This window comes from Streptomyces sp. NPDC054783 (assembly GCF_053611725.1).
This window is the reverse complement of sequence record NZ_JBSHAY010000003.1, coordinates 546416-567218: the sequence shown is the minus strand read 5'-3', so window position 1 is coordinate 567218 and position 20803 is coordinate 546416. Positions and strand designations below refer to the sequence as shown.

General features: G+C 71.5%; 19 protein-coding genes, 2 tRNA genes and 1 riboswitch. Of the genes, 8 read left to right on the top strand and 13 right to left on the bottom strand.

All coding sequences use genetic code 11. From position 1 onward, the window contains the following. Positions 1-376 precede the first annotated feature (376 nt). The 4 genes from ACWGJ5_RS09545 (at position 377) to ACWGJ5_RS09530 (ending at position 5381) form a co-directional block, all read left to right on the top strand. Positions 377-1801: an MFS transporter gene (locus ACWGJ5_RS09545; RefSeq protein WP_453309155.1), complete on the top strand. Its 1425-nt coding sequence runs from the start codon at positions 377-379 to the stop codon at positions 1799-1801. A gap of 61 nt (positions 1802-1862) precedes the next feature. Next, on the top strand, positions 1863-3080 hold the full coding sequence (gene lhgO / locus ACWGJ5_RS09540; RefSeq protein WP_453309154.1) for an L-2-hydroxyglutarate oxidase: 1218 nt from the start codon (positions 1863-1865) through the stop codon (positions 3078-3080). Positions 3081-3188: 108 nt separating this feature from the next. Then, positions 3189-4013, top strand: a complete 825-nt coding sequence (gene trmB, locus ACWGJ5_RS09535) for a tRNA (guanosine(46)-N7)-methyltransferase TrmB (protein WP_453309153.1) — start codon at positions 3189-3191, stop codon at positions 4011-4013. Between the two features lie 42 nt (positions 4014-4055). After that, positions 4056-5381, top strand: coding sequence for a PrsW family intramembrane metalloprotease (locus ACWGJ5_RS09530; RefSeq protein ID WP_453309152.1), 1326 nt, complete (start codon positions 4056-4058; stop codon positions 5379-5381). A gap of 89 nt (positions 5382-5470) precedes the next feature. Here ACWGJ5_RS09530 and ACWGJ5_RS09525 read toward each other — a convergent pair whose 3' ends face one another. Next, positions 5471-6415 (bottom strand): aldo/keto reductase, encoded by a 945-nt coding sequence (locus ACWGJ5_RS09525; protein WP_453309151.1) that lies wholly within the window; start codon positions 6413-6415, stop codon positions 5471-5473. Between the two features lie 70 nt (positions 6416-6485). Continuing rightward, positions 6486-7511: a M23 family metallopeptidase gene (locus tag ACWGJ5_RS09520; protein WP_453309150.1), complete on the bottom strand. Its 1026-nt coding sequence runs from the start codon at positions 7509-7511 to the stop codon at positions 6486-6488. A 9-nt stretch (positions 7512-7520) separates the two neighbouring features. Further along, positions 7521-7665, bottom strand: a riboswitch (cyclic di-AMP (ydaO/yuaA leader). Between the two features lie 286 nt (positions 7666-7951). On the opposite strand from ACWGJ5_RS09520, the gene ACWGJ5_RS09515 reads away from it, so the two are divergent. Then, positions 7952-8025: transfer RNA gene (locus ACWGJ5_RS09515), tRNA-Met, on the top strand. 79 nt (positions 8026-8104) lie between these two features. On the opposite strand, the gene ACWGJ5_RS09510 is transcribed toward ACWGJ5_RS09515, so the two are convergent. Next, complete coding sequence (locus ACWGJ5_RS09510; protein WP_453309149.1) at positions 8105-9238, bottom strand: dihydrofolate reductase family protein; 1134 nt, start codon at positions 9236-9238, stop codon at positions 8105-8107. Between the two features lie 62 nt (positions 9239-9300). Between ACWGJ5_RS09510 and ACWGJ5_RS09505 the strand changes: the two genes are divergently transcribed. Further along, positions 9301-9810 carry a MarR family winged helix-turn-helix transcriptional regulator gene (locus ACWGJ5_RS09505; RefSeq protein WP_453309148.1) on the top strand — a complete coding sequence of 170 codons (510 nt, stop codon included), beginning with the start codon at positions 9301-9303 and terminating at the stop codon, positions 9808-9810. A gap of 93 nt (positions 9811-9903) precedes the next feature. Next, on the top strand, positions 9904-10536 hold the full coding sequence (locus ACWGJ5_RS09500) for a GTP cyclohydrolase II (RefSeq protein WP_453309147.1): 633 nt from the start codon (positions 9904-9906) through the stop codon (positions 10534-10536). Positions 10537-10667: 131 nt separating this feature from the next. Here the strand turns inward: ACWGJ5_RS09500 and ACWGJ5_RS09495 are convergent, their stop codons facing one another. The 4 genes from ACWGJ5_RS09495 to ACWGJ5_RS09480 all read right to left on the bottom strand — a co-directional run bounded on the left by ACWGJ5_RS09495 (position 10668) and on the right by ACWGJ5_RS09480 (position 12612). Further along, complete coding sequence (locus ACWGJ5_RS09495; RefSeq protein WP_453309146.1) at positions 10668-10901, bottom strand: hypothetical protein; 234 nt, start codon at positions 10899-10901, stop codon at positions 10668-10670. 41 nt (positions 10902-10942) lie between these two features. Beyond that, on the bottom strand, positions 10943-11365 hold the full coding sequence (locus ACWGJ5_RS09490; protein WP_453309145.1) for an arsenate reductase ArsC: 423 nt from the start codon (positions 11363-11365) through the stop codon (positions 10943-10945). A gap of 81 nt (positions 11366-11446) precedes the next feature. Continuing rightward, a complete protein-coding gene (locus tag ACWGJ5_RS09485) occupies positions 11447-12190 on the bottom strand; it encodes an aquaporin (RefSeq protein ID WP_453309144.1) in 744 nt (247 codons plus the stop codon). After that, on the bottom strand, positions 12187-12612 hold the full coding sequence (locus tag ACWGJ5_RS09480; RefSeq protein WP_453309143.1) for an ArsR/SmtB family transcription factor: 426 nt from the start codon (positions 12610-12612) through the stop codon (positions 12187-12189). Before ACWGJ5_RS09480 ends, ACWGJ5_RS09485 begins: the two co-directional genes overlap by 4 nt. A gap of 74 nt (positions 12613-12686) precedes the next feature. Here ACWGJ5_RS09480 and arsM point away from each other — a divergent pair, with 74 nt between their 5' ends. Beyond that, positions 12687-13439 (top strand): arsenite methyltransferase, encoded by a 753-nt coding sequence (gene arsM, locus ACWGJ5_RS09475; RefSeq protein ID WP_453309142.1) that lies wholly within the window; start codon positions 12687-12689, stop codon positions 13437-13439. A 172-nt stretch (positions 13440-13611) separates the two neighbouring features. Here the strand turns inward: arsM and ACWGJ5_RS09470 are convergent, their stop codons facing one another. The 6 genes from ACWGJ5_RS09470 to ACWGJ5_RS09445 form a co-directional block, all read right to left on the bottom strand. Next, positions 13612-14892 (bottom strand): glycosyltransferase 87 family protein, encoded by a 1281-nt coding sequence (locus ACWGJ5_RS09470; protein ID WP_453309141.1) that lies wholly within the window; start codon positions 14890-14892, stop codon positions 13612-13614. 178 nt (positions 14893-15070) lie between these two features. After that, positions 15071-16360, bottom strand: a complete 1290-nt coding sequence (locus ACWGJ5_RS09465) for an alpha/beta hydrolase family protein (RefSeq protein WP_453309140.1) — start codon at positions 16358-16360, stop codon at positions 15071-15073. A gap of 90 nt (positions 16361-16450) precedes the next feature. Then, positions 16451-17134: a LuxR C-terminal-related transcriptional regulator gene (locus tag ACWGJ5_RS09460; protein WP_453309139.1), complete on the bottom strand. Its 684-nt coding sequence runs from the start codon at positions 17132-17134 to the stop codon at positions 16451-16453. Then, on the bottom strand, positions 17125-18714 hold the full coding sequence (locus ACWGJ5_RS09455; RefSeq protein ID WP_453309138.1) for a sensor histidine kinase: 1590 nt from the start codon (positions 18712-18714) through the stop codon (positions 17125-17127). The genes ACWGJ5_RS09460 and ACWGJ5_RS09455 overlap by 10 nt, the downstream gene beginning before the upstream one ends. A 256-nt stretch (positions 18715-18970) precedes the next feature. Further along, a tRNA-Lys gene (locus ACWGJ5_RS09450) sits at positions 18971-19043 on the bottom strand. A 99-nt stretch (positions 19044-19142) separates the two neighbouring features. Then, the gene (locus ACWGJ5_RS09445; RefSeq protein WP_453309137.1) at positions 19143-20678 is read right to left on the bottom strand and encodes an amino acid permease; all 1536 of its coding nucleotides are present in this window, start codon (positions 20676-20678) and stop codon (positions 19143-19145) included. Positions 20679-20803 lie beyond the last annotated feature (125 nt).

Here is a 20803-nt window from a genome sequence, read left to right as displayed (position 1 = left end):
CGTGCGGCGGCGCGAACATGCGCACAGTCCGGGAGGCGGGCATCGCCTCCCGGACCGGTCCGCCACCCGCGGGGATGAAGGTGGCGGTGTCCCCCAGCCCACTGGATCCAGTACAGCGGGCCGACCCACGCAAGAGCCATGGAACCGCTCCCCGGATGGCCGGAGAAGAGCGCACGGACGGGCGCATGGCCACACGCGCGGGGGCACGAGGCGACAGGCTGTGCACGGTGCGTACAGGACCGCACTTCCGTACGGACAACAATCCCGCCATCCGGAACAATGCCCCTTAACGCTTGGGATGCGGCGAACTACGCTGGGTTTACGAATGCCGCATGGTTATGCCAGCGCGGCAGCCGTCTGTGTCGAGGGGTGGCGCATGTCCAGGGAGCAACGCGGGCCGAACGAAAAGCTCGGCACCGTTCTCGCCCTCGCGGGAATCAGCAACGCAGGACTCGCCAGGCGCGTCAACGACCTTGGGGCGCAACGCGGGTTGACTCTTCGCTACGACAAGACCTCGGTGGCGCGCTGGGTGTCGAAGGGGATGGTGCCGCAGGGCGCGGCTCCGCACCTCATCGCGGCCGCCATCGGCCAGAAGCTCGGCCGCCCGGTGCCGCTCCACGAGATCGGCCTGGCGGACGCGGATCCCGCGCCCGAAGTGGGCCTCGCCTTCCCCAGAGACGTCGGACAGGCGGTGAAGTCGGCGACGGAGCTGTACCGTCTCGACCTCGCCGGGCGCCGGGCCGGCTCCGGCGGCATCTGGCAGTCGCTCGCCGGATCGTTCGCAGTGAGCGCATACGCAACGCCCGCCTCGCGCTGGCTGATAACCCCCGCCGACAGCTCGGTCGCGCGGGAGGCGGGCTCCACCGAGGGCTCCGGCGCACCGATCAAAGTCGGCCACAGCGATGTGCGCAAGCTGCGGGAGGCCGCCGAGGACGCGCGGCGCTGGGACTCCAAGTACGGGGGTGGGGACTGGCGTTCGTCGATGGTACCGGAGTGCCTGCGGGTGGAGGCGGCACCACTGCTGCTCGGCGCCTACTCCGACGAAGTGGGCCGCGCCCTCTTCGGGGCGTCCGCCGAACTCACCCGGCTCGCCGGGTGGATGGCCTTCGACACCGGCCAGCAGGAGGCGGCACAGCGGTACTACATTCAGGCGCTGCGGCTCGCGCGCGCGGCGGCCGACGTCCCGCTGGGGGGCTATGTGCTGGCCTCCATGTCGTTGCAGGCGACATATCGCGGCTTCGGCGACGAGGGGGTCGATCTGGCGCAGGCCGCGCTGGAGCGGAACCGCGGGCTGGCGACCGCGCGCACGATGAGTTTCTTCCGGCTGGTGGAGGCGCGGGCACACGCGCGTGCGGGGGACGCGCAGGCGGCGGGTGCGGCGCTGAAGGCGGCCGAGGGATGGCTGGAGCGGTCCCGGGAGGGGGACAACGATCCTTCTTGGCTTGGTTTCTATGGATATGACCGTTTTGCTGCAGATGCCGCCGAATGCTACCGGGACCTGAAGGCCCCCCGGCAGGTGCGGAGGTTCACGGAACAGGCCTTGTCGAAGCCGACCGAGGAGTTCGTGCGGTCGCACGGCCTGCGGCTGGTCGTCTCAGCCGTCGCCGAGCTGGAGTCCGGGAACCTCGACGCCGCCTGCGAGCAGGGGGTGCGGGCAGTGGAGGTGGCCGGCCGGATCTCGTCGGCGCGCACGACCGAGTACGTGAAGGACCTTCTGCACCGGCTGGAGCCGTACGGGGACGAGCCGAGGGTGATGGAGCTGCGGGAGCGGGCGCGCCCGCTGTTGATGACTTCGGCCTGAGAACCGTCACACCCGCGTTTGAAGGTGTTGTCAGTGGCGCAGTGCACTATCGAGGTGGGAGGTGGTGCAGGTGCCGGTCGGGGCGTACGACTGTGACGTGCTCGTGGTCGGTGGGGGGATCGTCGGGCTGTCCACCGCGTATGCGATCACACGGGCCGCGCCGGGCACGGCGGTCACCGTGCTGGAGAAGGAGCCGGGGCCGGCCCGGCACCAGACGGGACGCAACAGCGGGGTCATCCACAGCGGGATCTACTACCGGCCGGGCTCCCTCAAGGCGCGGTACGCGGTGCGGGGCGCCGCCGAGATGGTGAAGTTCTGCGCCGAGTACGGCATCGCGCACGCCGTCACCGGCAAGCTGATCGTCGCCACCGAGCGGGAGGAGCTGCCCCGGCTGCACGCACTCGTGCAACGGGGGCGGGAGAACGGGATTCCGGTGCGGGAACTGGGCGCCGCACAGATCGGTGAGTACGAGCCCGAGGTGAGGGGGCTGGCCGCCATACACGTCGGGACCACCGGCGTGTGCGACTTCGTCGGCGTCGCCCGGCAGCTGGCGCGGGCCTCCGGGGCCGAGATCCGGTACGGCACCCGGGTCGTACGGATCGACCGGCGGCCGGAGCGGGGCGTGGCCGTGCTCACCTCGGGCGGAGACGTCGTACGCGCGCGTGTGCTGGTGAACTGTGCCGGGCTGTACTGCGACGAGATCGCGCGGCTGACCGGGGACGAGCCCCCGGTGCGGATCGTGCCGTTCCGCGGGGAGTACTACGAGCTGGCGCGGCCGGAGCTGGTGCGCGGCCTGGTGTATCCGGTGCCGGACCCGGCCTTTCCGTTCCTCGGCGTCCATCTGACCCGGGGCATCGACGGCGGTGTGCACATCGGCCCCAACGCGGTGCCGGCCCTGGCCCGGGAGGGGTACGGCTGGCGGGTCGTACGGCCCCGGGAGCTGGCCGGGACCGTGGCCTGGCCGGGGTCATGGGCGATCGCCCGGCGGCACTGGAGATACGGCGCGGGGGAACTGCACCGCTCGCTGTCGAAGGGGGCGTTCCTGGAGGCGGTGCGCAGATTGCTGCCCGGGGCGGAGGCGGACGACCTGGTGCGGGCCCCTGCCGGAGTGCGGGCGCAGGCGGTGTTGCGCGACGGGACGCTGGTGGACGACTTCCTGATCAAGGAGGGGGCTCGTGCCGTGCACGTGCTGAACGCGCCCTCGCCAGCGGCCACCGCTTCCTTGCCGATCGGGCGGGAAGTCGGGCGGCGGGTGCTGGACATGCTCGGTTCGCTGTAGCGCCGTACCCGGGGATCCGCCCCCTGGAACCCCCGCTTGCCCTTCCGACCACCCGTCCCGGTCGGCCGGGAGGGCGCCCTGGAAGAGCGCCGTAGACTCGGAAGCACTGTGTCTGACTTCCTCAACGCCCCCGAAGCCCCCTCGCCGGCCCCCCACACCCCCGGCGCGTCCGTCCGGCATACCCGGGCCAAGGGGGAGCCGCGGTTTCCGGACGGCCCCAAGGCCGATCCCGCCGGATCGCACTTCGAGCGGCGGATCCGGAGTTTCCAGCCGCGGCGCAGCCGGGTGACCGCCGGGCAGGCGGACGCGCTGCAGCGGCTGTGGCCCAAGTGGGGGCTGGACATCGACGGGCAGCGGGTCATCGACCTCCCCGAGCTGTTCGGGAACGACGGGCCCGTCGTCCTGGAGATCGGGTTCGGGATGGGCGAGGCCACCGCGCAGATGGCCGCCACCGACCCGGACACCAACATCCTCGCCGTCGACGTGCACACCCCGGGGCAGGGCAATCTGCTGGGTCTCGCCGACCGCAACGGGCTGTCCAACGTCCGCGTCGGCAACGGGGACGCGATCATCCTGCTCCGGGAGATGCTCACCCCCGACTCGCTCGACGGGCTGCGTGTGTACTTCCCGGACCCCTGGCCCAAGAAGCGGCACCACAAGCGGCGGCTCATCCAGCCCGAGTTCCTGACGCTCGCCGCGACCCGGCTGAAGCCCGGCGCGCTCGTGCACTGCGCGACCGACTGGGAGCCGTACGCCGAGCAGATGCTCGAGGTGCTCACCGCGCACCCCGACTTCGAGAACACGCAGGCGGACGGCGGCTTCGCAGCGCGCCCCGAGTACCGTCCGCTGACCCGTTTCGAGGGGCAGGGACTGGACAAGGGACACGTGGTGAACGATCTGCTCTTCCGTCGCGTACCGCACCAGGACCGATAATCCGCTCCAGCCCCTCGTCCCGTCACCGTTAGGGTCGATGCCGTGGCCACCAGTCCTCCGTTTCCGACGTATCCGCCGGGCCCCCACGGCCCCGTGCCGCTCCGCCACCCGCACTGGTGGCAGCACAGGTGGGTGCGGTACGGGGCACTGATCACACTGCTCGCGCTGTCCGGACTCGTCATCCTCGCGCTGGTGCGTCGACAGACCGGTACCGAGGGGTTTCTCGTCGGGCTCGGTCTCGCCGTGCTGCCCGTGCCGTGGCTCATAGCCGCCTTCCGGTGGCTGGACCGCGTAGAACCCGGCCCCTGGCGGAACCTGGTCTTCGCCTTCGCCTGGGGGGCCTGCGCGGCGGCGCTGATAGCCATCGTCGCCAACAGCTTCGCGACGAAGTGGATAGCCACCGCCACGGCCGATCCGGCCAGTGCCGACACCCTCGGCGCCACCGTGATCGCGCCCATCGTGGAGGAGTCCGCCAAGGCCGCGGCCGTCCTGCTGGTCTTCCTCTTCCGCAGACGTCACTTCACGGGGATCGTCGACGGGGTGGTGATAGCGGGCATCACCGCCACCGGGTTCGCGTTCACCGAGAACATCCTCTACCTGGGTACGGCCTTCGGAGCCGACCAGGTCAGCGGCGGCAGCGGTATCGCCTCCGTCACCGCCGCCACCTTCTTCGTGCGCATCGTGATGTCCCCGTTCGCGCACCCCCTGTTCACCACCATGACCGGCCTCGGCTTCGGCTTCGCCGCGCTCTCCGCCGAGCGGCAGCGCGCCCGGCGGATGCTGCTGCCGGTGTGCGGTCTGCTGCTCGCGATGAGCATGCACGCCTTCTGGAACGGCTCCTCCACCTTCGGCGAGTTCGGGTTCTTCGCCGTCTACGGCGGATTCATGATGCCCGTGTTCGGGTTGCTGACCTGGCTCGCGATCTGGACGAGGCAGCGGGAGCTGCGGACCGTGCGGGAGGAGCTGCCGGCGTATGTGCTGGCCGGGTGGCTGGGGCCGGCCGAGCCGTTCGCGCTCGGGTCGATGCGGGCCCGGCGGACGGCCCGTGACTACGCCCGGCACCACGGCGGCAAGCCGGTGGCACGGGAGGTGGCACGCTACGAGGCGTACGCCACCTCACTCGCGTTTCTGCGGCGCCGGGGGCGGCAGGGCAAGGCCGGGGCCGACTTCGTCGTACGGGAGCGGGAGTTGCTGGACGAGCTGTGGAAGCGGCGGAATGCGGCGCGGCCGGCGTTGGAGTACGCGATGCGGGTGGCTCCGCCGGTTCGGCAGATGTACGCGGCACCGGTGCCGATGCCTACGGCGTATCGGCCGGGGTACGGCTATCCGGCGGCGCCCTACTCTTCCTACAACCCGTATCAGTCGTAACCCATCGGGTTGCGGAGGATTCGGCACCGCCGGAATCCGCCGTCGTGGCTGAGCACCGTTGCGGCGGAAGCATCAGGCCGGCAGGAAGGTCAGGCAGACGCTGCCGTCAGACTCGCCAGCTCCTCCTCCGTCAGCTGCAGGTCCGCCACGTCCAGGAGGGCCGGGAGCTGGTCCGGCGTGCGGGCCGAGGCGATCGGGGCCGTGATCGTCGGCTGGGCCGCGAGCCAGGCGAGGGCGACCGTGGCGACGGGGGCGTCATGGGCGGCGGCGATCTCGTCCAGGGCCGCGAGGACCTTCTGGCCGCGCTCGGTCTCCGCGTGCTCCTGGGCCCGGCCCGCACGGGCGCTGTCGACCTTGGTGCCGGGGCGGTACTTGCCGGTCAGGAAGCCCGCGGCCAGGGAGAAGTACGGCACGGCGGACAGGCCCTCCTTGGCGGCCAGGTCCTGCAGCGGGCCCTCGTAGGTGTCGCGGGAGACGAGGTTGTAGTGGGGCTGGAGGGCCACATAGCGGGCCAGGCCCTCGCGGTCGGAGAAGTCGAGCGAGGCCTTCAGGCGCTCGGGGCTGATGTTGGAGGCGGCGACGTGGCGGACCTTGCCCGCCTTCACCAGCTCGTCCAGCGCGCCGATGATCTCCTCGACCGGGATCTCGGGCTTGTCGAAGTGGGTGTAGTAGAGGTCGATGTAGTCGGTGTCCAGGCGGCGCAGGGAGGCGTCGGCGGCGGCCTTGATGTTGACGGCGGACAGACCCTGGAACTCCGGGTGCTGGCTGACCTTGGTGGCGATGACGACGCGGTCGCGGTTGCCACGGGCCTTGACCCACTTGCCGATGATCGTCTCGGACTCGCCGCCCTTGTGGCCCTCGATCCACGCCGTGTAGGAGTCGGCGGTGTCGATGAAGTTGCCGCCGGCCGCCGTGTAGGCGTCGAGGACGGCGAAGGAGGTCTCCTCGTCGGCGGTCCAGCCGAAGACGTTGCCGCCGAGGCAGAGCGGGAAGACCTGGAGGTCGGATGAACCGAGTGTGCGCAGAGAGGTCATGCCCTATGTCAACGCCGACGGTGGATGATCGCATTCCACCGCCGGCGTCAAGAACGCCCGGAAGGACGCGTCAGGGGGTGAGGCCCTTCTCCCGCAGCCACGGCGCCGGGTCGATGGCGGTGGCCTGGCCGTTCGGGTGGACCTCCAGGTGCAGGTGCGGGCCGGTGACGTTGCCGGTGGCGCCGACACGGCCGATGACCTGGCCGGTGGAGACCTTCTGCCCGACGGAGACGTTGATCGAGGACTGGTGGCAGAACCACAGCTCGGTGCCGTCGTCCAGGGTGATGACGGTGCGGTAGCCGTAGGCGCCCGCCCAGCCGGCCTGGGTGACCGTGCCGCCGTGGACGGCCTTGATGAGGGTGCCGGTGGGGGCGGCGAAGTCGAGGCCGGTGTGGTAGCCGGAGGACCACATCGCGCCGGGCTGCCCGAAGGTACCGGTGATCGTGTACGAGACGACCGGCAGCGTGTACTCCTTGGCCAGCTCGGCCAGCCGCTTGGCCTCGGCGGCCTTCTTGGCGTCGGCCTCCGCCTTCTCCTTGGCGGCGGCGGCCTTGGCCGCGGCGGCCTGCTCCGCCGTGGCGGCCGCGGCGGCGGTCTGCTTGTCGGCCGCGGCGATCGCGGCGGCGGTGGCCTTGCTGTCGGCCTTGCTCTGCTGCTGCTCGGCCTGGGCCATGATCCGGTTGCGCAGGGCCTCGCCGGCATTGCCGCTGCCGGCGCTGTCGGTGGTCACGCCGACCTTGCTGAGGCCGGTCGCAGTGGCCTGGGGCGCATCGGAGGAGTCGCCGAAGATGTGCTCGACGGAGTCCAGGTCCGGCAGGGATATGGAGACCGGCGGCTTGCCGGTGTTGGCGCTGGCGATGCCGCCCGCGCCGACCGCGGCCATCACGCCGACGCCGAGGACGGTGGAGCTGCGCGCGAAGCCGCCGCGTTGCTTGGCGACGCGGTGCCGGCCACGGACCGGGGTGACGGAGTCCTCGGTGGGGTTCCACTCCTCCCAGGGCCCCTCCTCGGCGCGGTAGGCGCCGTAGCCGAAGGTCTCCGGCTGGGCTTGCGCGGGCACGTACGGGGCTTCTGGGGCGGGCCGGTTGGACGCCACTCGGGCGTACTCCTTTCCTTCCTCCGCCTACCGGGTTAGCTGACGGGTTCGGAGCAGGAAGGTCTCCTACGCGCGTATACCAGCCGGTATCCGCGTGATTCACCCCAAGATGGTGGTTCCCCGGCTCCCTTGCGGGATTAGGCGCGTGCGCACGGAGCCGCCTCTTGTGACGGCTGGGACGACCGCGCTGCGTTATCGAACGTTAATAGACCTGAGAGTCACTTTCCAAGCCGTTCGGCTTGATCATTAACCTTTTCCGAGCGGAACTTACCGGCCGGGAGTGCAGCAAATCCGGGCGAGTTGACCGCCACTCAGGAGCCTGGGCGTTTTTGATGGTGACTCAGGTGTTATTCGGAGGGCGGTCGTCCGGTCACCCTGGGTGAAAACGATCAGGTGGCGCCGGACGACCCACCGAGTGGTGTACAGTAGAGACACAACGACGCGGGGTGGAGCAGCTCGGTAGCTCGCTGGGCTCATAACCCAGAGGTCGCAGGTTCAAATCCTGTCCCCGCTACTCAAAACTCAGGGCCGGAATCCATTGGATTCCGGCCCTGAGTGCTTTCAGCCCCCGCACGGGGCGGGCCGGGGCCGGCTCACCCCAGCAGATGTCCGTTCGGCGCCTTGGCGCGTCCCTCCAGCTCGGGCAGGACGACCACCTCCGCGCCGGCCTTCGCCAGGACTCCGCTCCCGTCGGCCGCATCCACGAACGTGTCGGGCTCCCGCCAGGCCGTGACCACCCTCCGCACCCCCGCCCGAAGGATCAGCTCGGCACAGGGCGCGGGCCTCGAGGCCCGCCGGGCGCAGGGCTCCAGGCTGCTGTACACCGTGGCGCCGGCCAACCGCTCATCCGCCGGGTCGACCTTCGCGAGGGCGGCCTCCTCCGCATGGACCACGGGGTCGTCCCCCTCGCGCGAGTGACCTCGCGCGAGCTCCGTGCCGTCGGCCGCGACCACCACCGCCCCCACACTGAACGCGGTCCGCGAGGGCGGACACAGCGCGGCCAGTTCGCAGGCGGTGCGCAGCCAGTGACGGTCGGCGGCGGTGGCGACCGCACCCGCGCCGGGGGCCGTGGGCTCGTAGCGCATGAGGACCACGTCCTCGATCCGGCGGGTCTCGGTCAGGCGCAGCCGGCCGGCCTGGTAGCCGCCGGGGCCGAACAGGCGGGGCGCTGCCGGGTCACCGACGAACAGCGGCGCGAGGACCAGCTGGAGCTCGTCGGCGAGGCCCAGCTGCAGCAGCTGGGTGTGGACCGTGCCGCCGCCCTCGACCATCAGCCGCCGGACCCCGCGCACGTCGTGCAGGTGGGACAGCAGGGACCGCCAGTCGAGGCCGGGGCCCAGCGCGACGACGTCGGCGGTGTCACCGACGCGGCGCGCGGCCCGCTCGGCGCCCTCGTCGGTCGTGCAGACGAGCTTGTCGCCGCCGGTGTGCCAGAAGTTGGCGTCGGGATCGAGGTCGCCGGTGGCGGTGACGGTCACCTTCAGCGGGTACTCCGGTCGACCCTCGCGCACCCGTGCCGCGCGGCGCTCGGCGGAGTTGACCAGAAGCCGCGGGTTGTCGGCGCGGATCGTGCCGGCGCCGATCAGGATGGCGTCGACGGAGGCCCGTACCGCGTCGACCCGGTCGAAGTCGGCCGGGCTGGACAGCAGGAGCCGGTCGGGGCCGGTGTCGTCCAGGTAGCCGTCGAGGGAGACGGCGGCGGACAGCAGCACGTACGGGTACGACATCGGCGCGGTCTCCCTGCGAGGCGAGTCTTGGTTCAAGTTTGAAACAAACTTACACTGGCGGCATGACGACCCGCTGGCTCAGCCCCGAGGAGCAGCGCGCCTGGCGCGCGTACATGGCCGCGACGCACCTCCTGGAGGACGCGATCGACCGACAGCTCCAGCAGGACGCCGGCATGCCACACCTGTTCTACTCCGTGCTGGCCAACCTGTCCGAGGCGCCCGAGCGGCGGCTGCGGATGACGGACCTCGCCGAGTCGTTGAAGATCACGCGCAGCAGGCTGACGTACGCGGTGACCCGGCTCGAGCGGAACGGGCTGGTACGGCGGGAGGACTGCCGCTGGGACAAGCGCAGCAGCATCGCCGTACTGACGGACGAGGGGATGGCCGCACTGGAGCGTACGGCGCCCGGGCACGTGGAGACCGTGCGCGCCACCCTGTTCGACCGGCTCACACCGGAGCAGGTGCGGCAGCTGGAGGAGATCTGCACGGGGATCGCGCGCGGGTTGCAGGGCGGCGATGCCGAATCCGGGGCGGAGGACGTGCCCTGGCGGCGCCGTTCGTCCTGTTCGTGATTCCTGATTGCTTTAAGTTTTAAGCATGAGGTAGGGTCCCGTGCGTACCGCTGCTTCAAATCTGAAGCACTGCCCGCACCCGGAGGGACCCGCATGCCCGACACCCCCGCCGCCACGCCGCGCTCCCGCGTCCGGGTACCGCTGCGCTTCCACGACGGCTACAGCGTCGACGCCGAACTCGTCACCTTCCACGGCCTGGCCGACGGCCAGGAGCACGTAGCCGTCGTCCTCGGCGACCCCGCACCCGGCACCGCCCCGCTGGTGCGCCTGCACTCCGAGTGCCTGACCGGCGACGTCTTCGCTTCGGCCCGCTGCGACTGCGGACCCCAGCTGCGCGAGGCGGTCGAGCGCATCGCCGACCGCGGCGGAGTGCTGCTCTACCTGCGCCAGGAGGGCCGCGGCATCGGCCTCTACAACAAGCTCGACGCCTACGCCCTCCAGGACCAGGGCCTGGACACCTACGAGGCGAACGCCGCGCTCGGCCTGCCGGAGGACGCCCGCGACTACACGGCCGCCGCGCAGATGCTCGCCGCCCTCGGCATCGGGGAGCTGGACCTGCTGTCCAACAACCCCGACAAGGCCGAGCAGCTGCGGGCACTGGGCGTGGTCGTACGGGACCGGGTGCCCACCGGTGTCTTCACCACCGCCCACAATGTCCGCTACCTGCGCGCGAAGGTCCTCCAGACCCGGCACACGCTGCCGCTGGCCGAGCTGAGCGTGGGCTGAGCCCGGCGGTTCGGCCGGACCGCGGCACAGGGAACTGAAGCGCCGATCACCGCACCTGCCGACGCCCGTCACCGTGGCGGCGTGACCATGCGCGCCGGGGGCGGGCCGGTGAGCCGGAGGCGTCGTGGGCCTCAGTTCCAGCACTTGAACAGCGGCTCGCCCAGCGTCTGCGGTCGCCAGTAGCGGACCGCCTTCAGCTCGGCCTCCGTCAGCGCGCTCAGATCGACCGAGGTCGGCGGCCAGGCGGCCGATGCTGAGCCCTTCGAGCCTTCCAGCGAGGCGATGTCGACGGCGTGCCGGGCGACCCGCTGCCGTGCACCGCAGCCTGCCGTTCGCCTTCCATCCCGGCCATCGTGCCACAACACCGGACAATTACGTACGATCGACCGTACGTCTTGTTCCAGGGTCAGGAAGTCCGTGTGATTCCGAGGTCGGCGAGCAGGACCCGCACCCGTCCCTCGATGGCGTCCCGGATCGGGCGGACCGCCTCGACCCCCTGCCCGGCGGGGTCGTCCAGTTGCCAGTCCAGGTAGCGCTTGCCGGGGAAGACCGGGCAGGCGTCGCCGCAGCCCATCGTGATGACCACGTCCGAGGACCGCACCGCCTCGGTGGTGAGGACCTTCGGCGTCTCGGCGGAGATGTCGATGCCGACCTCCGCCATGGCCTCGACCACGGCGGGGTTGACCGCGTCGGCGGGCGCGGAACCGGCCGAGCGGACCTCGACCCGGTCGCCGCCGAGGCGGGTGAGGAAGGCGGCGCCCATCTGGGAACGGCCGGCGTTGTGGACGCAGACGAAGAGGACGGAGGGGCGCGGGGCGGCGGAGCTCATGGGTGTCCTTGCAGGTGTCTGGGCAGGTGTCTGGTGTCTTGGCAGTTGTCCTCGCGGCTGTCCCTGCGGGCGGAAGGGCGGTCAGGAGACGGCGGGTTCGGGCTCGGCGTGCGGTACGGCGCCGTCGTCGTCCGCCGGGCGCGCGTGACGCCCGTACCCGTATACGACCGCCACGGCGGCCGACCCGAGTACGGCGCCCAGCAGTTGCGCCCCGACGAACGGGGCGACCGAGGCGGGGGCGATTCCGGCGAAGGTGTCGGTGAAGGCACGGCCGACGGTGACGGCGGGGTTCGCGAAGGAGGTGGAGGAGGTGAACCAGTAGGCGGCGCCGATGTAGGAGGCCACGGCCGCCGGGGCCAGGGGGGCGCGGCCGGTGCGCTCCAGGCCGAGGACGAGCAGGATGAGCCCGCCCGTGGCGACGACCTCGCCCAGCCAGAGGTGGCCGGCGGACCGGTCGTGGGCGGAGAACCTCACCAGCGGCTCGGCGAACATCGCGTCGGCCAGCACCGCGCCGCCGATCGCCCCGGCGATCTGCGCGGGCACGTACGCGGCGACCTCCCGCAGGCTCGGCCCGGAGCCGGTGCGGCGGCCGGTGAACCAGGTGGCGAGGGTGACGGCGGGGTTGAAGTGCGCGCCCGAGACCGGCCCGAGCAGTGTGATCAGCACGCCCAGACCGAAGACGGTGGCCAGGGAGTTGGCCAGCAACTGCACGCCGACGTCGTGCGACAGCTCGGTCGCCTGGATGCCGGAGCCCACGACGACGGCCACCAGCAGCCCGGTCCCCAACGCCTCGGCGGCGACACGGCGGCCGAGGGACGCGGTCATGCGGTGACTCCGGCGGCGTGCGGCGCGTCCTTCGCCTCGGCTCGTGGCACGGCTTGCGCCTCGGCTCGCGGCGTCGCCAGGAACGCGGCCAGCTCGTCCAGGGCGCCGGGCAGCACCCAGTAGTACACCCAGGTCCCACGGCGCTCGCAGTCGATCAGACCGGCCTGGCGCAGGAGCTTGAGGTGGTGGGAGATCGTCGGCTGGGACAGTTCGAAGGCCGGCGTCAGCTCGCACACGCAGACCTCGCCGCCCTCGCGGGAGGCGATCATCGACAGCAGCCGCAGCCGGACCGGGTCCCCGAGGGCCTTGAACGCCTTCGCCAGCGCCGCCGCCCGCTCGTCCGCCAGCGGTGCGGACGCGAGTCCGGCGCAGCAGCCGCCGGCCGCGTCCCGACCCAGCGCCACAGCTACTTGTTTCGACATTCTTCTATATTGACATCCTTCGACACACGGGCACAAGATTGTATCAATGGATATCGATACAGGCAGGTAAAGCCATGAGTGAACAGTCCATCGATCTGCGTGAAGCCGTCCGCCTGCGGTACGCGGCGGCAGCCGTGAAGGTCACCGAGGGCGGCACCGCCTGCTGTGGCCCCCAGCCGGTCGAGGCCGACGAGGACTTCGGCGCCGCCCTCTACGCCGCCGACGAGCGCGCCGCCCTGCCCGCCGAGGCCGTCGCCGCCTCCCTCGGCTGCGGCAACCCCACCACGGTCGTCGAACTCCGTGAGGGCGAGAGCGTGTTGGACCTCGGCTCCGGCGGCGGAGCCGACGTCCTGCTCTCCGCCCGCCGCGTGGGGCCGACGGGGAAGGCGTACGGCCTGGACATGACCGAGGAGATGCTCTCCCTCGCCCTGGCCAACGCGGCGCGGGCGGGTGCGACGAACGTGGAGTTCCTCAAGGGCACCATCGAGGCGATCCCGCTGCCCCCGGACACGATCGACGTGGTCATCTCCAACTGCGTCATCAGCCTGTCCGTCGACAAGCCCGCCGTGTTCGCCGAGGCCTTCCGCGTCCTGCGGCCCGGCGGCCGTTTCGGCGTCACGGACGTCGTCGCCGACGACACCCTCAGCCGCGAACAGCGGGCCCGGCGCGGCGACTTCGTCGGCTGCATCGCGGGCGCGTCGTCCTTCACCGAATACCGGGAGGACCTGGAGGCCGCGGGCTTCACGGCCGTGGACATCACCCCGACACACCCGGTCGCGGACGGCATGCACTCGGCGATCGTCCGCGCCACCAAGCCGGAGGCGTGAGCCGGCTCACCGCGGTGTCACCGCCACGTCCCGGCGAGTTCTTCGAGGAAGCCCCCGGAGTACCTGGCACAGGACGTCGGGGGGCCGAGTGGACGTGGGTGTGTCGGGTCGGGGGCTGCGGCGGGATGGTCAGCGGTAGCCACGGCAGCGGGCGCATCGCGAAAGGCGCGCCTCATCCTGCTTGACCGACTCCCGTACGGGCTCCTGGAGTTCGGCGCGCGGCGGGCTCGCCGACCGGCCCCGCCGACAGCGCGGCGGCGAAGCGGGGCCAGGCCAGCAGGACGATCGGGTAGATGGCGTAGCCGATGCGGGTCGCCGGGGACAGCACGATCGCCAGGATCAGACCGAGTGCCAGCCGGTCGGCACCGGCCACGGCGCTCGACGGCGGGCGGATGACGAGCGAGAGGCCCACACCCGCGGCGCTCAGCGCGATGAGTGCCATCGTGACCGCGTCGCCGTGCGGGACCAGCACGGCGATCAAGTGCCCCAGCAAGGGGCTCTGCGCGGACGACGCCGTGGGACCGAGCCCCAACGGGTAGAGGACGACGTTGCGGTAGAAGGCACCGCTGTCCGCCAGGGCCACGGGCAGGACGGCGAGCAGGGCGATGCCCACGGCTCCCGCCGCGCACCTGCCCGCGGCACGCCGCCCGCCGCGCACCGCCAGCACGGCGACGAGCACCGGGATGGCCGGCCAGGCGGTCCACTTCAGCGCGGCCGCCGCGCCCAGGGCCAGCCCGGCCCGTCCGGCATCGCCCCGCTGCGCGAAGGCCAGGGCCAGGCACATCAACCCGATGACCGGCGGGTCCACGCCGCCGATGGTGAGCGGCAGCGCGACGACGGGACAGGCGGACAGCCACAACACGCCCGTCGTGCCGGTGACCCCGCGCGGGGTGCTGAACCGGCCGGCGTCCGCGTCCCGGCCGTTGGCCGGCACCCGTATCGCGCCCGCTACGGCCGCCAGGAAACCGGCGAGGAACCACAACCGGGCGCTGGTGAACGGGGCGTCGCCGAACAGCATGTGCGGTATGCCGAAGAGCGTCATGCCGGGGAGGTAGGGATTGAAGTCCCGCACCGCGTGCGGTGCGGGGTGGTACGGGTTTCCGGTGGTGAACAGCAGGTCGGCCGCCCGTTCCACGACGCCGACCTCCATCTGCTCCTTGCCGATCACCGTGAGGTACAGCAGGGGCACGGCGACCGCGCCGACGACCGCGACCACGGCGGGGGCCGGCGCCCACGCTGCGGACGACCTCGCCGCGACCAGTGCGGCACAGCCGTAACCCAGCGCGGCCGCCAGGCCCCATGCCTCCTGCGAGGTGTCGGCGGGCGACAGCAGGCCCACCACGAGTGCGGACACGGCGCAGACCACCAGCACGGGCCAGTCCCACCGTCGCTCGACGCGCGGCGACTCAGCGGTGGCGGTGCCCGACTCCTGTGCGCGTACGGCGGTCGGCATCAGGCACCGGACTTTCGCCGGATGCGGACGCCGAGGTCGGCCGCGCGGTGCCGCCGCTGACCCGTAACGGGTCCGGGGAGGCCGAGTGGAGGGGGGCTGGTGATCATGGCACTACCTTGGAGTTGTTGTGCTCACGTCAATCGCGAGGGCGCCCGTCCCCGGTGGGTGTAAGCCATCCTCACCTGATGGACGCCCGCGGCCTCTGACGCGGCGAGGCGGTCGGCCTGGAAGACAGCGAAACCCGTCCCCGGGTTCCGTCCGGCTCACCGCCCATGAACTTCACCTCAGGGAAGGCCGGGCACGGACCGTCGAGCAGGTGCCCCTGCCCCCGGTGCCGCAGGTGCAGGTCGAAGAAGGCGAGCGGGTACGCCTGCTGGATCCGCACCGCCCGGGCGGGATCGAGGGTGCCGATCCAGCCCTGGAGGTCCGCGTCGCTCATCCCGACGGCCTGTGCCAGCTGCGGGACCAGGAACTGGACGTCGCAGTACGACGAGTGCACGGCACCCTCCGCCTGGATGTTGAGCCGCCAGCCGCGCAGGTGCGACCAGAACTCGGCCACGCTCGGCTCCGTGGCCCGGGGGAACTCGGCGGTCATCAGCATGAACGGCCGGTCCAGGTCGGTGGTGACCGTCGGCTGCATCGGCCCGTCGAAGCTCAGCCCGGCCCGCACGCGACGGTCCTCGCTCATCACGAAGGCCGTCGCTGTCGCGCCTTTCGACCAGCCGAACATGCCGATGCGCCGCGGATCGAGGGCGCCGAGCAGACCGTCCGGCAGCGGCCGGTGCTCGGCGTCGGGGTTGCGCCCGGCCGCGAGGTCCTCGACACCGTCGAGCACGAACCGGATGTCGGCCGCGAAGTCCCGTGGTGTCAGGGCGGGTTGGTCGAGCGGAATGGTCAGCCGGCCGCCGGGGAACACGCTGAAGGCGTCGTACGTGTGGTCCACCGTGACCACCACATACCCATGGCCGGCGAGCTCCTGCACCACGATGGTGGTGTCCGCCCGGTGATCGTGCGCGCCGTGCGAGAAGACGACGACGGGCAGTCGTCGGCCCGTTCGCAGCACCGGTGCGCCCTCGTGGCCGGCCGTGAGCGGCGCCACCGCGACATCGGCCGGAAAGCCCGCCGACGCGAGGAGTGCCCGCGCCACTGCGGGGGACGTCCAGCGGGCCCGTGGATACCGCTCGACGCCCCGGGCGGGGTACCAGACGGCGGCCATCAGCTCGCGGTGATGCCCGGGGCCGGCCAAGGGGTCCGGCCGTGAAGTGTCGACGAGGTGCAGGGGCACCGTGCCCACCGGGTACGGTCCGGTGGGCACGGGCAGGGTGAGCTGCACCGGACCCGGGCCGGCCGAAGCCGCCCACGCCTGGCGTGCGGCGCCTATCGGTACGGTGGCCCCGGCCGCCAGCGCGGCTCCGAGCATGCGGCGGCGTGTCATGCCCTCTCGGTTCATGAACGGCGTGGTTGTCACGGACCCTCCCTGGGTTTTTGGGCAGCACCGGGCCACGCCCGGCCCCTGGGCCGTCGGCCCGGGCCGGGCGGTGTTCCGGTCCTGATCAGCTCAGTGGTTCGGTGGAACGCGGCCTTCACGTGGCGCGGACATGAGATGGGCGAGCACGGCCAGCACACGGCGGTTGTCGTCGTCGGAGGGGGCGAGCTCCAGCTTGGTGAAGATGCCGGTGCTGTGCTTGGACACGGCCTTCTCGCTGATGAAGAGCCGGTTCGCGATGGCGCTGTTGGAGCGTCCCTCGGCCATGAGCTCGAGCACCTGACGTTCTCGCTCGGTGAGCCTGGCCAGGGACCCGCGTTCGCCGCGGCTGCGGCGGCCGAGCAGCTTGGTGACCACTTCGGGGTCCATGACCGTGCCGCCCGCGGCGACCGTACGGATCGCGTCGACGAACTGGTCGTCGCTGAACACCCGGTCCTTGAGCAGGTAACCGACCCCTCCGGCCCGGTCGGCGAGCAGTTCCTGGGCGTAGATCTGCTCGACGTACTGCGAGAGCAGCAGGACCGGCAGCCCGGGTATCCGTTCCCGGGCGGACAGCGCCGCACGGAGTCCGTCATCGGTGTGGGTGGGCGGCAGCCTGATGTCCACGATCGCGAGGTCCGGCCGGAGCTCCAGCAGCGCGCCGAGCAGGCCCGGCGCGCTGTCGGTGGCCGCCACGATCTCGAACCCGCGTGCCTTGAGGAGCCTGACCAGCCCTTCCCGCAGCAGGAAGAGATCCTCCGCGACGACTACGCGCACGGCACCTCCATGACCACGATCGTCGGCCCTCCGGGCGGGCTGCTGACCGCCAGGATGCCGTCGAAGGCCGCCAGCCGTCGCTCCACCCCGGCCAGCCCGGTGCCCCGGGCGGGATCCGCGCCGCCCACCCCGTCGTCGACCACCTCGATGCGCAGCAGCCCGTCCGTCCGGGCCATGCGGATCCGGACGCCCTGCGCCGAGGCGTGCCGGACGGCGTTGGTGACCACCTCGGCGACGGCGAAGTAGCAGGCCGACTCCAGCGGCGCGTCGAGCCGCTCGGACAGATCGATCTCGGTCTCACAGGGCAGGGGCAGGTCCAGCGCGAGCGCCCGGACCGCCTCCCCCAGGCCCCGGTCGGCCAGCATCGGCGGGTGCATCCCCCTGATCAGGCCGCGCAGTTCCTCCAGTGCCGCCGCCGAGGCGACGCGGGCCTCCACGACCAGTGCTGCGGCCTCGTGCGGATCGCTGTGGATCATCTCCTCGGCCACCCTGAGGTTCATCCCGATGGTGACCAGCCGTCCCTGCGCGCCGTCGTGCAGGTCCCGCTCGATCCTGCGCAGCTCCGCGGCCGCGGAGCCGACCGCCTCGGCCCGCGTCTCGGTCAGCTCCCGCACCCGCCGGGCCAGCGCCGGATCGGGCCCCCTCCCGAGCAGCCGGCCGGCATCCGCCAGCACGGTTCTGGGCAGCAGCCAGAGCCCGAGGGCCAGCAGCACCGCCCCCTGGATGCCGCCCAGGACCGACGCATGGTGAGCGGTCTCGATGGGGAGGGACGGCGCCGGCCCGGGCGGGGAGCCGAACCTCCGCACCACCACCAGGTGTTGTCCGAACCCGCTCTGGGCGACGTCATACGCCCCGATCCCCACCAGCCCCAGGACAGCCACGTTCGCCGCCGCCCCGGGCCACCGCACCAGCCCGGCCACGACGGCCGTCAGCAGTGCCAGTCCCCCCAGGTAGCCCACCACCGCCGGCCCGATCCCTGTGCCCGGTGACGCGAACTGCCACAGATCGAGACCGAGCAGGTCACCGGTCATCACCACGACGGCGGGCAGCAGCAGGGCCCAGCGCGCGGACCTCGGCGCGCCGGCTCCGGCCAGACGCGCGGGCCTGCCGCTCGCCGGCCGGAGCAGAGCCGCACCGGCGAGGGCGGCGAGCACCGGGACGCTCACACAGCCCACCAGGACGTTCAGCAGCGTCTGCCCATAGCCGGCAGAGGAATGCGTGAGCCAGTACGTCCATTCCAGCAGTTCGCCGGTCACCGCCGCGACCACGGGCAGCACCCACCGCCTGGGCACGCTCGCCGAGGTGAGCAGCGTGGTACCCAGCAGGCCGGCCATCAGCAGCGCCGCCGGGAGAAGCCCGTCGGGTTGCAGATCCGGCACGGTGACGACGTAGCCGCCCGATCCGGCGGAGTTGTGCAGGGCGAACAGCAGGGTCGGCACGCTGCCGTACGCCGCCGTACCCGCCAGCCCCGCCACGACCGGCCACCCGATCCGCCCAGCCGGTCGCGCGATGCGCCCCGGCCGGTCCCGCGCCTGCTCCGCCCTGAAGGCCAGCACGACGCAGGCCGCGGTCAACGCCACGAGCACGCCCCCCGGCCAGGGCGCCGCCCCGTCCACTGGAAACGGCCACATATCCGCCCCCGTCTCGTCATCCAGGCCACGCGCTGCGGCCTTGAGATCATGCTGCTGCGAGGGAGCCGGCAAGTGCCATGGGCCGAAACCTACTTCTGGGGTAGGCAAACACCTACCCCCGAAACAGAGACAGCGCCCGAGTCGGCCGAAGCCGACGCGGACGCTGCCTAGCAGGTCAGAGGGGGTAACCCCTCGCCCGCAGCCGTAGGCCCTGTGGGACTCGAACCCACAACCAATGGATTAAAAGTCCACTGCTCTGCCAATTGAGCTAAGGGCCCAGGCGATGTTGCCTGTCCGAGCATAGCCGGACGAGGCCGTGTCTCCGATCGGGTATCGGTGACCCGGCCGCGTCGCGGAGGGACCAAGGCTTCGGATGGTCACTTTTCGACCGGGTTGGGGGCCGTGGCGGCCCGCTCCCCGCTGAGGAACCAGTGCCGGGCCGAGGCCAGCCACCAGGTCGCGGCGAAGCCGAGGACGACCAGGACGGCGACGGGGGCGTAGTTGAAGGTCTTCGAGGTGACCGGGGAGATCTGCGGGAGCATGAAGAGGATGGTGATCGCGACGACCCACAGCACCGAGACCACGCCGATCACGCCCGACCAGCGGCCCAGGTGCCAGGGCCCGCGTTCGAAGGCGGGGCCCCTGCGGATGCGCAGGAAGGTCGGGATGACATACGCGATGTAGAGGCCGATGACGGCGATCGAGGTCACCGCCGCGTACGCCGTCGAGTTGATCAGGTAGGGCAGGCCGAGGGCCAGGGCGGCCAGCGCGGCCAGCCAGACCGCCGCCACGGGGGTGCGGGTGCGCGGGCTGACCGTGTGCCAGAGGCGGGAGAAGGGCAGCGCGCCGTCGCGCGAAAAGGCGTAGATCATGCGGCTGTTGGCGGTCACCGAGGCCATGCCGCAGAAGAGCTGGGCGCCGATCACCACCAGCAGCAACAGCTTCCCCGTCGTCGCTCCCAGCGCGTCCAGGAGGATCTGGGCGGGGGGCGCGCCCGTCGGGGACGTCAGTTCCCTGTCGTACGACTGGATCGCGAACGTGAAGCCGAGCAGCAGCACGAAGCCGGCGATCCAGGACGTCCAGATCGAGCGGACGATGCCCTTCGGGCCCGCCGTGGCCGCGTCGTGGGTCTCCTCGGTCATGTGGGCGGAGGCGTCGTAGCCGGTGAAGGTGTACTGGGCCATCAGGAGGCCGAGCAGGACGACGTACGTGCCGCTGCCCCAGCCCGTCTCGTTGACGAACTTCGTGAACACGAACGTCGCCGACTGGTGGTGGTCGGGCACGAAGGCGAGCGCGCCGACGATCACCGCCACGCCCAGTACGTGCCACCACACGCTCACGTCGTTCAGGAACGCGACGATCCGTACGCCGAAGGTGTTCAGCAGGCCGTGGAGGATCAGGATCGCCGCGAAGAGGAGGACCGTGCGGCCCGGGGTCACCTCGAAGTCGAACTGCAGGTTCAGGTACGCGCCGAGGAAGGAGGCCGCGCCGAAGTCGATGCCCGCCGTCACCGCGACCTGGCCCAGCACGTTGAACCAGCCGGTGAACCAGGCCCAGGCCGCCGCCGAACGCGGTGGCGCCAGGCGGTGGGCCCAGAAGTACAGCCCGGCCGAGGTCGGGTACGCCGAGCAGATCTCGGCCATCGACAGGCCGACGAACAGGGTCATCAGGCCCACCACCACCCAGCCCCAGGTGATCACCGCGGGACCGCCGGTGGTCATGCCGAAGAGGTAGAGGGTCAGGCAGCCGGACAGGACCGAGATGATCGTGAAGGAGACGGCGTAGTTCGAGAAGGCCGACATCCGGCGGGCGAGGACCTGGGTGTAACCGAGCTGGGCCAGCCGTTCCTCGTCCGACAGGCCGTACGGGCCGGACGTTTCCTGCTGCCCGCTCACTCTCGCATCATCTGTCATGCCCCCAGCAATTCCCTCACCGGGGGCGTGACATGCGTCACTCGGTGACCAAAAAGGGCCCGTACGACGTGGTCGTACGGGCCCTTCTCAGGTCACTCGGCGTCAGCCGTCACCCTCAGGTGGCG

Bases quoted from the DNA above. Each gene is read 5' to 3' on its own strand.
- ACWGJ5_RS09470 (WP_453309141.1), bottom strand. From the start codon at position 14,892: ATGCCGACCGCCGTACGCGCACAGGAGTCGGGCACCGCCACCGCTGAG.
- ACWGJ5_RS09445 (WP_453309137.1), bottom strand. From the start codon at position 20,678: ATGACAGATGATGCGAGAGTGAGCGGGCAGCAGGAAACGTCCGGCCCG.
- ACWGJ5_RS09545 (WP_453309155.1), top strand. From the start codon at position 377: ATGTCCAGGGAGCAACGCGGGCCGAACGAAAAGCTCGGCACCGTTCTC.
- ACWGJ5_RS09500 (WP_453309147.1), top strand. From the start codon at position 9,904: ATGCCCGACACCCCCGCCGCCACGCCGCGCTCCCGCGTCCGGGTACCG.
- ACWGJ5_RS09505 (WP_453309148.1), top strand. From the start codon at position 9,301: ATGACGACCCGCTGGCTCAGCCCCGAGGAGCAGCGCGCCTGGCGCGCG.
- ACWGJ5_RS09510 (WP_453309149.1), bottom strand. From the start codon at position 9,238: ATGTCGTACCCGTACGTGCTGCTGTCCGCCGCCGTCTCCCTCGACGGC.
- ACWGJ5_RS09525 (WP_453309151.1), bottom strand. From the start codon at position 6,415: ATGACCTCTCTGCGCACACTCGGTTCATCCGACCTCCAGGTCTTCCCG.
- ACWGJ5_RS09485 (WP_453309144.1), bottom strand. From the start codon at position 12,190: ATGACCGCGTCCCTCGGCCGCCGTGTCGCCGCCGAGGCGTTGGGGACC.
- arsM (WP_453309142.1), top strand. From the start codon at position 12,687: ATGAGTGAACAGTCCATCGATCTGCGTGAAGCCGTCCGCCTGCGGTAC.
- ACWGJ5_RS09490 (WP_453309145.1), bottom strand. From the start codon at position 11,365: ATGAGCTCCGCCGCCCCGCGCCCCTCCGTCCTCTTCGTCTGCGTCCAC.
- ACWGJ5_RS09480 (WP_453309143.1), bottom strand. From the start codon at position 12,612: ATGTCGAAACAAGTAGCTGTGGCGCTGGGTCGGGACGCGGCCGGCGGC.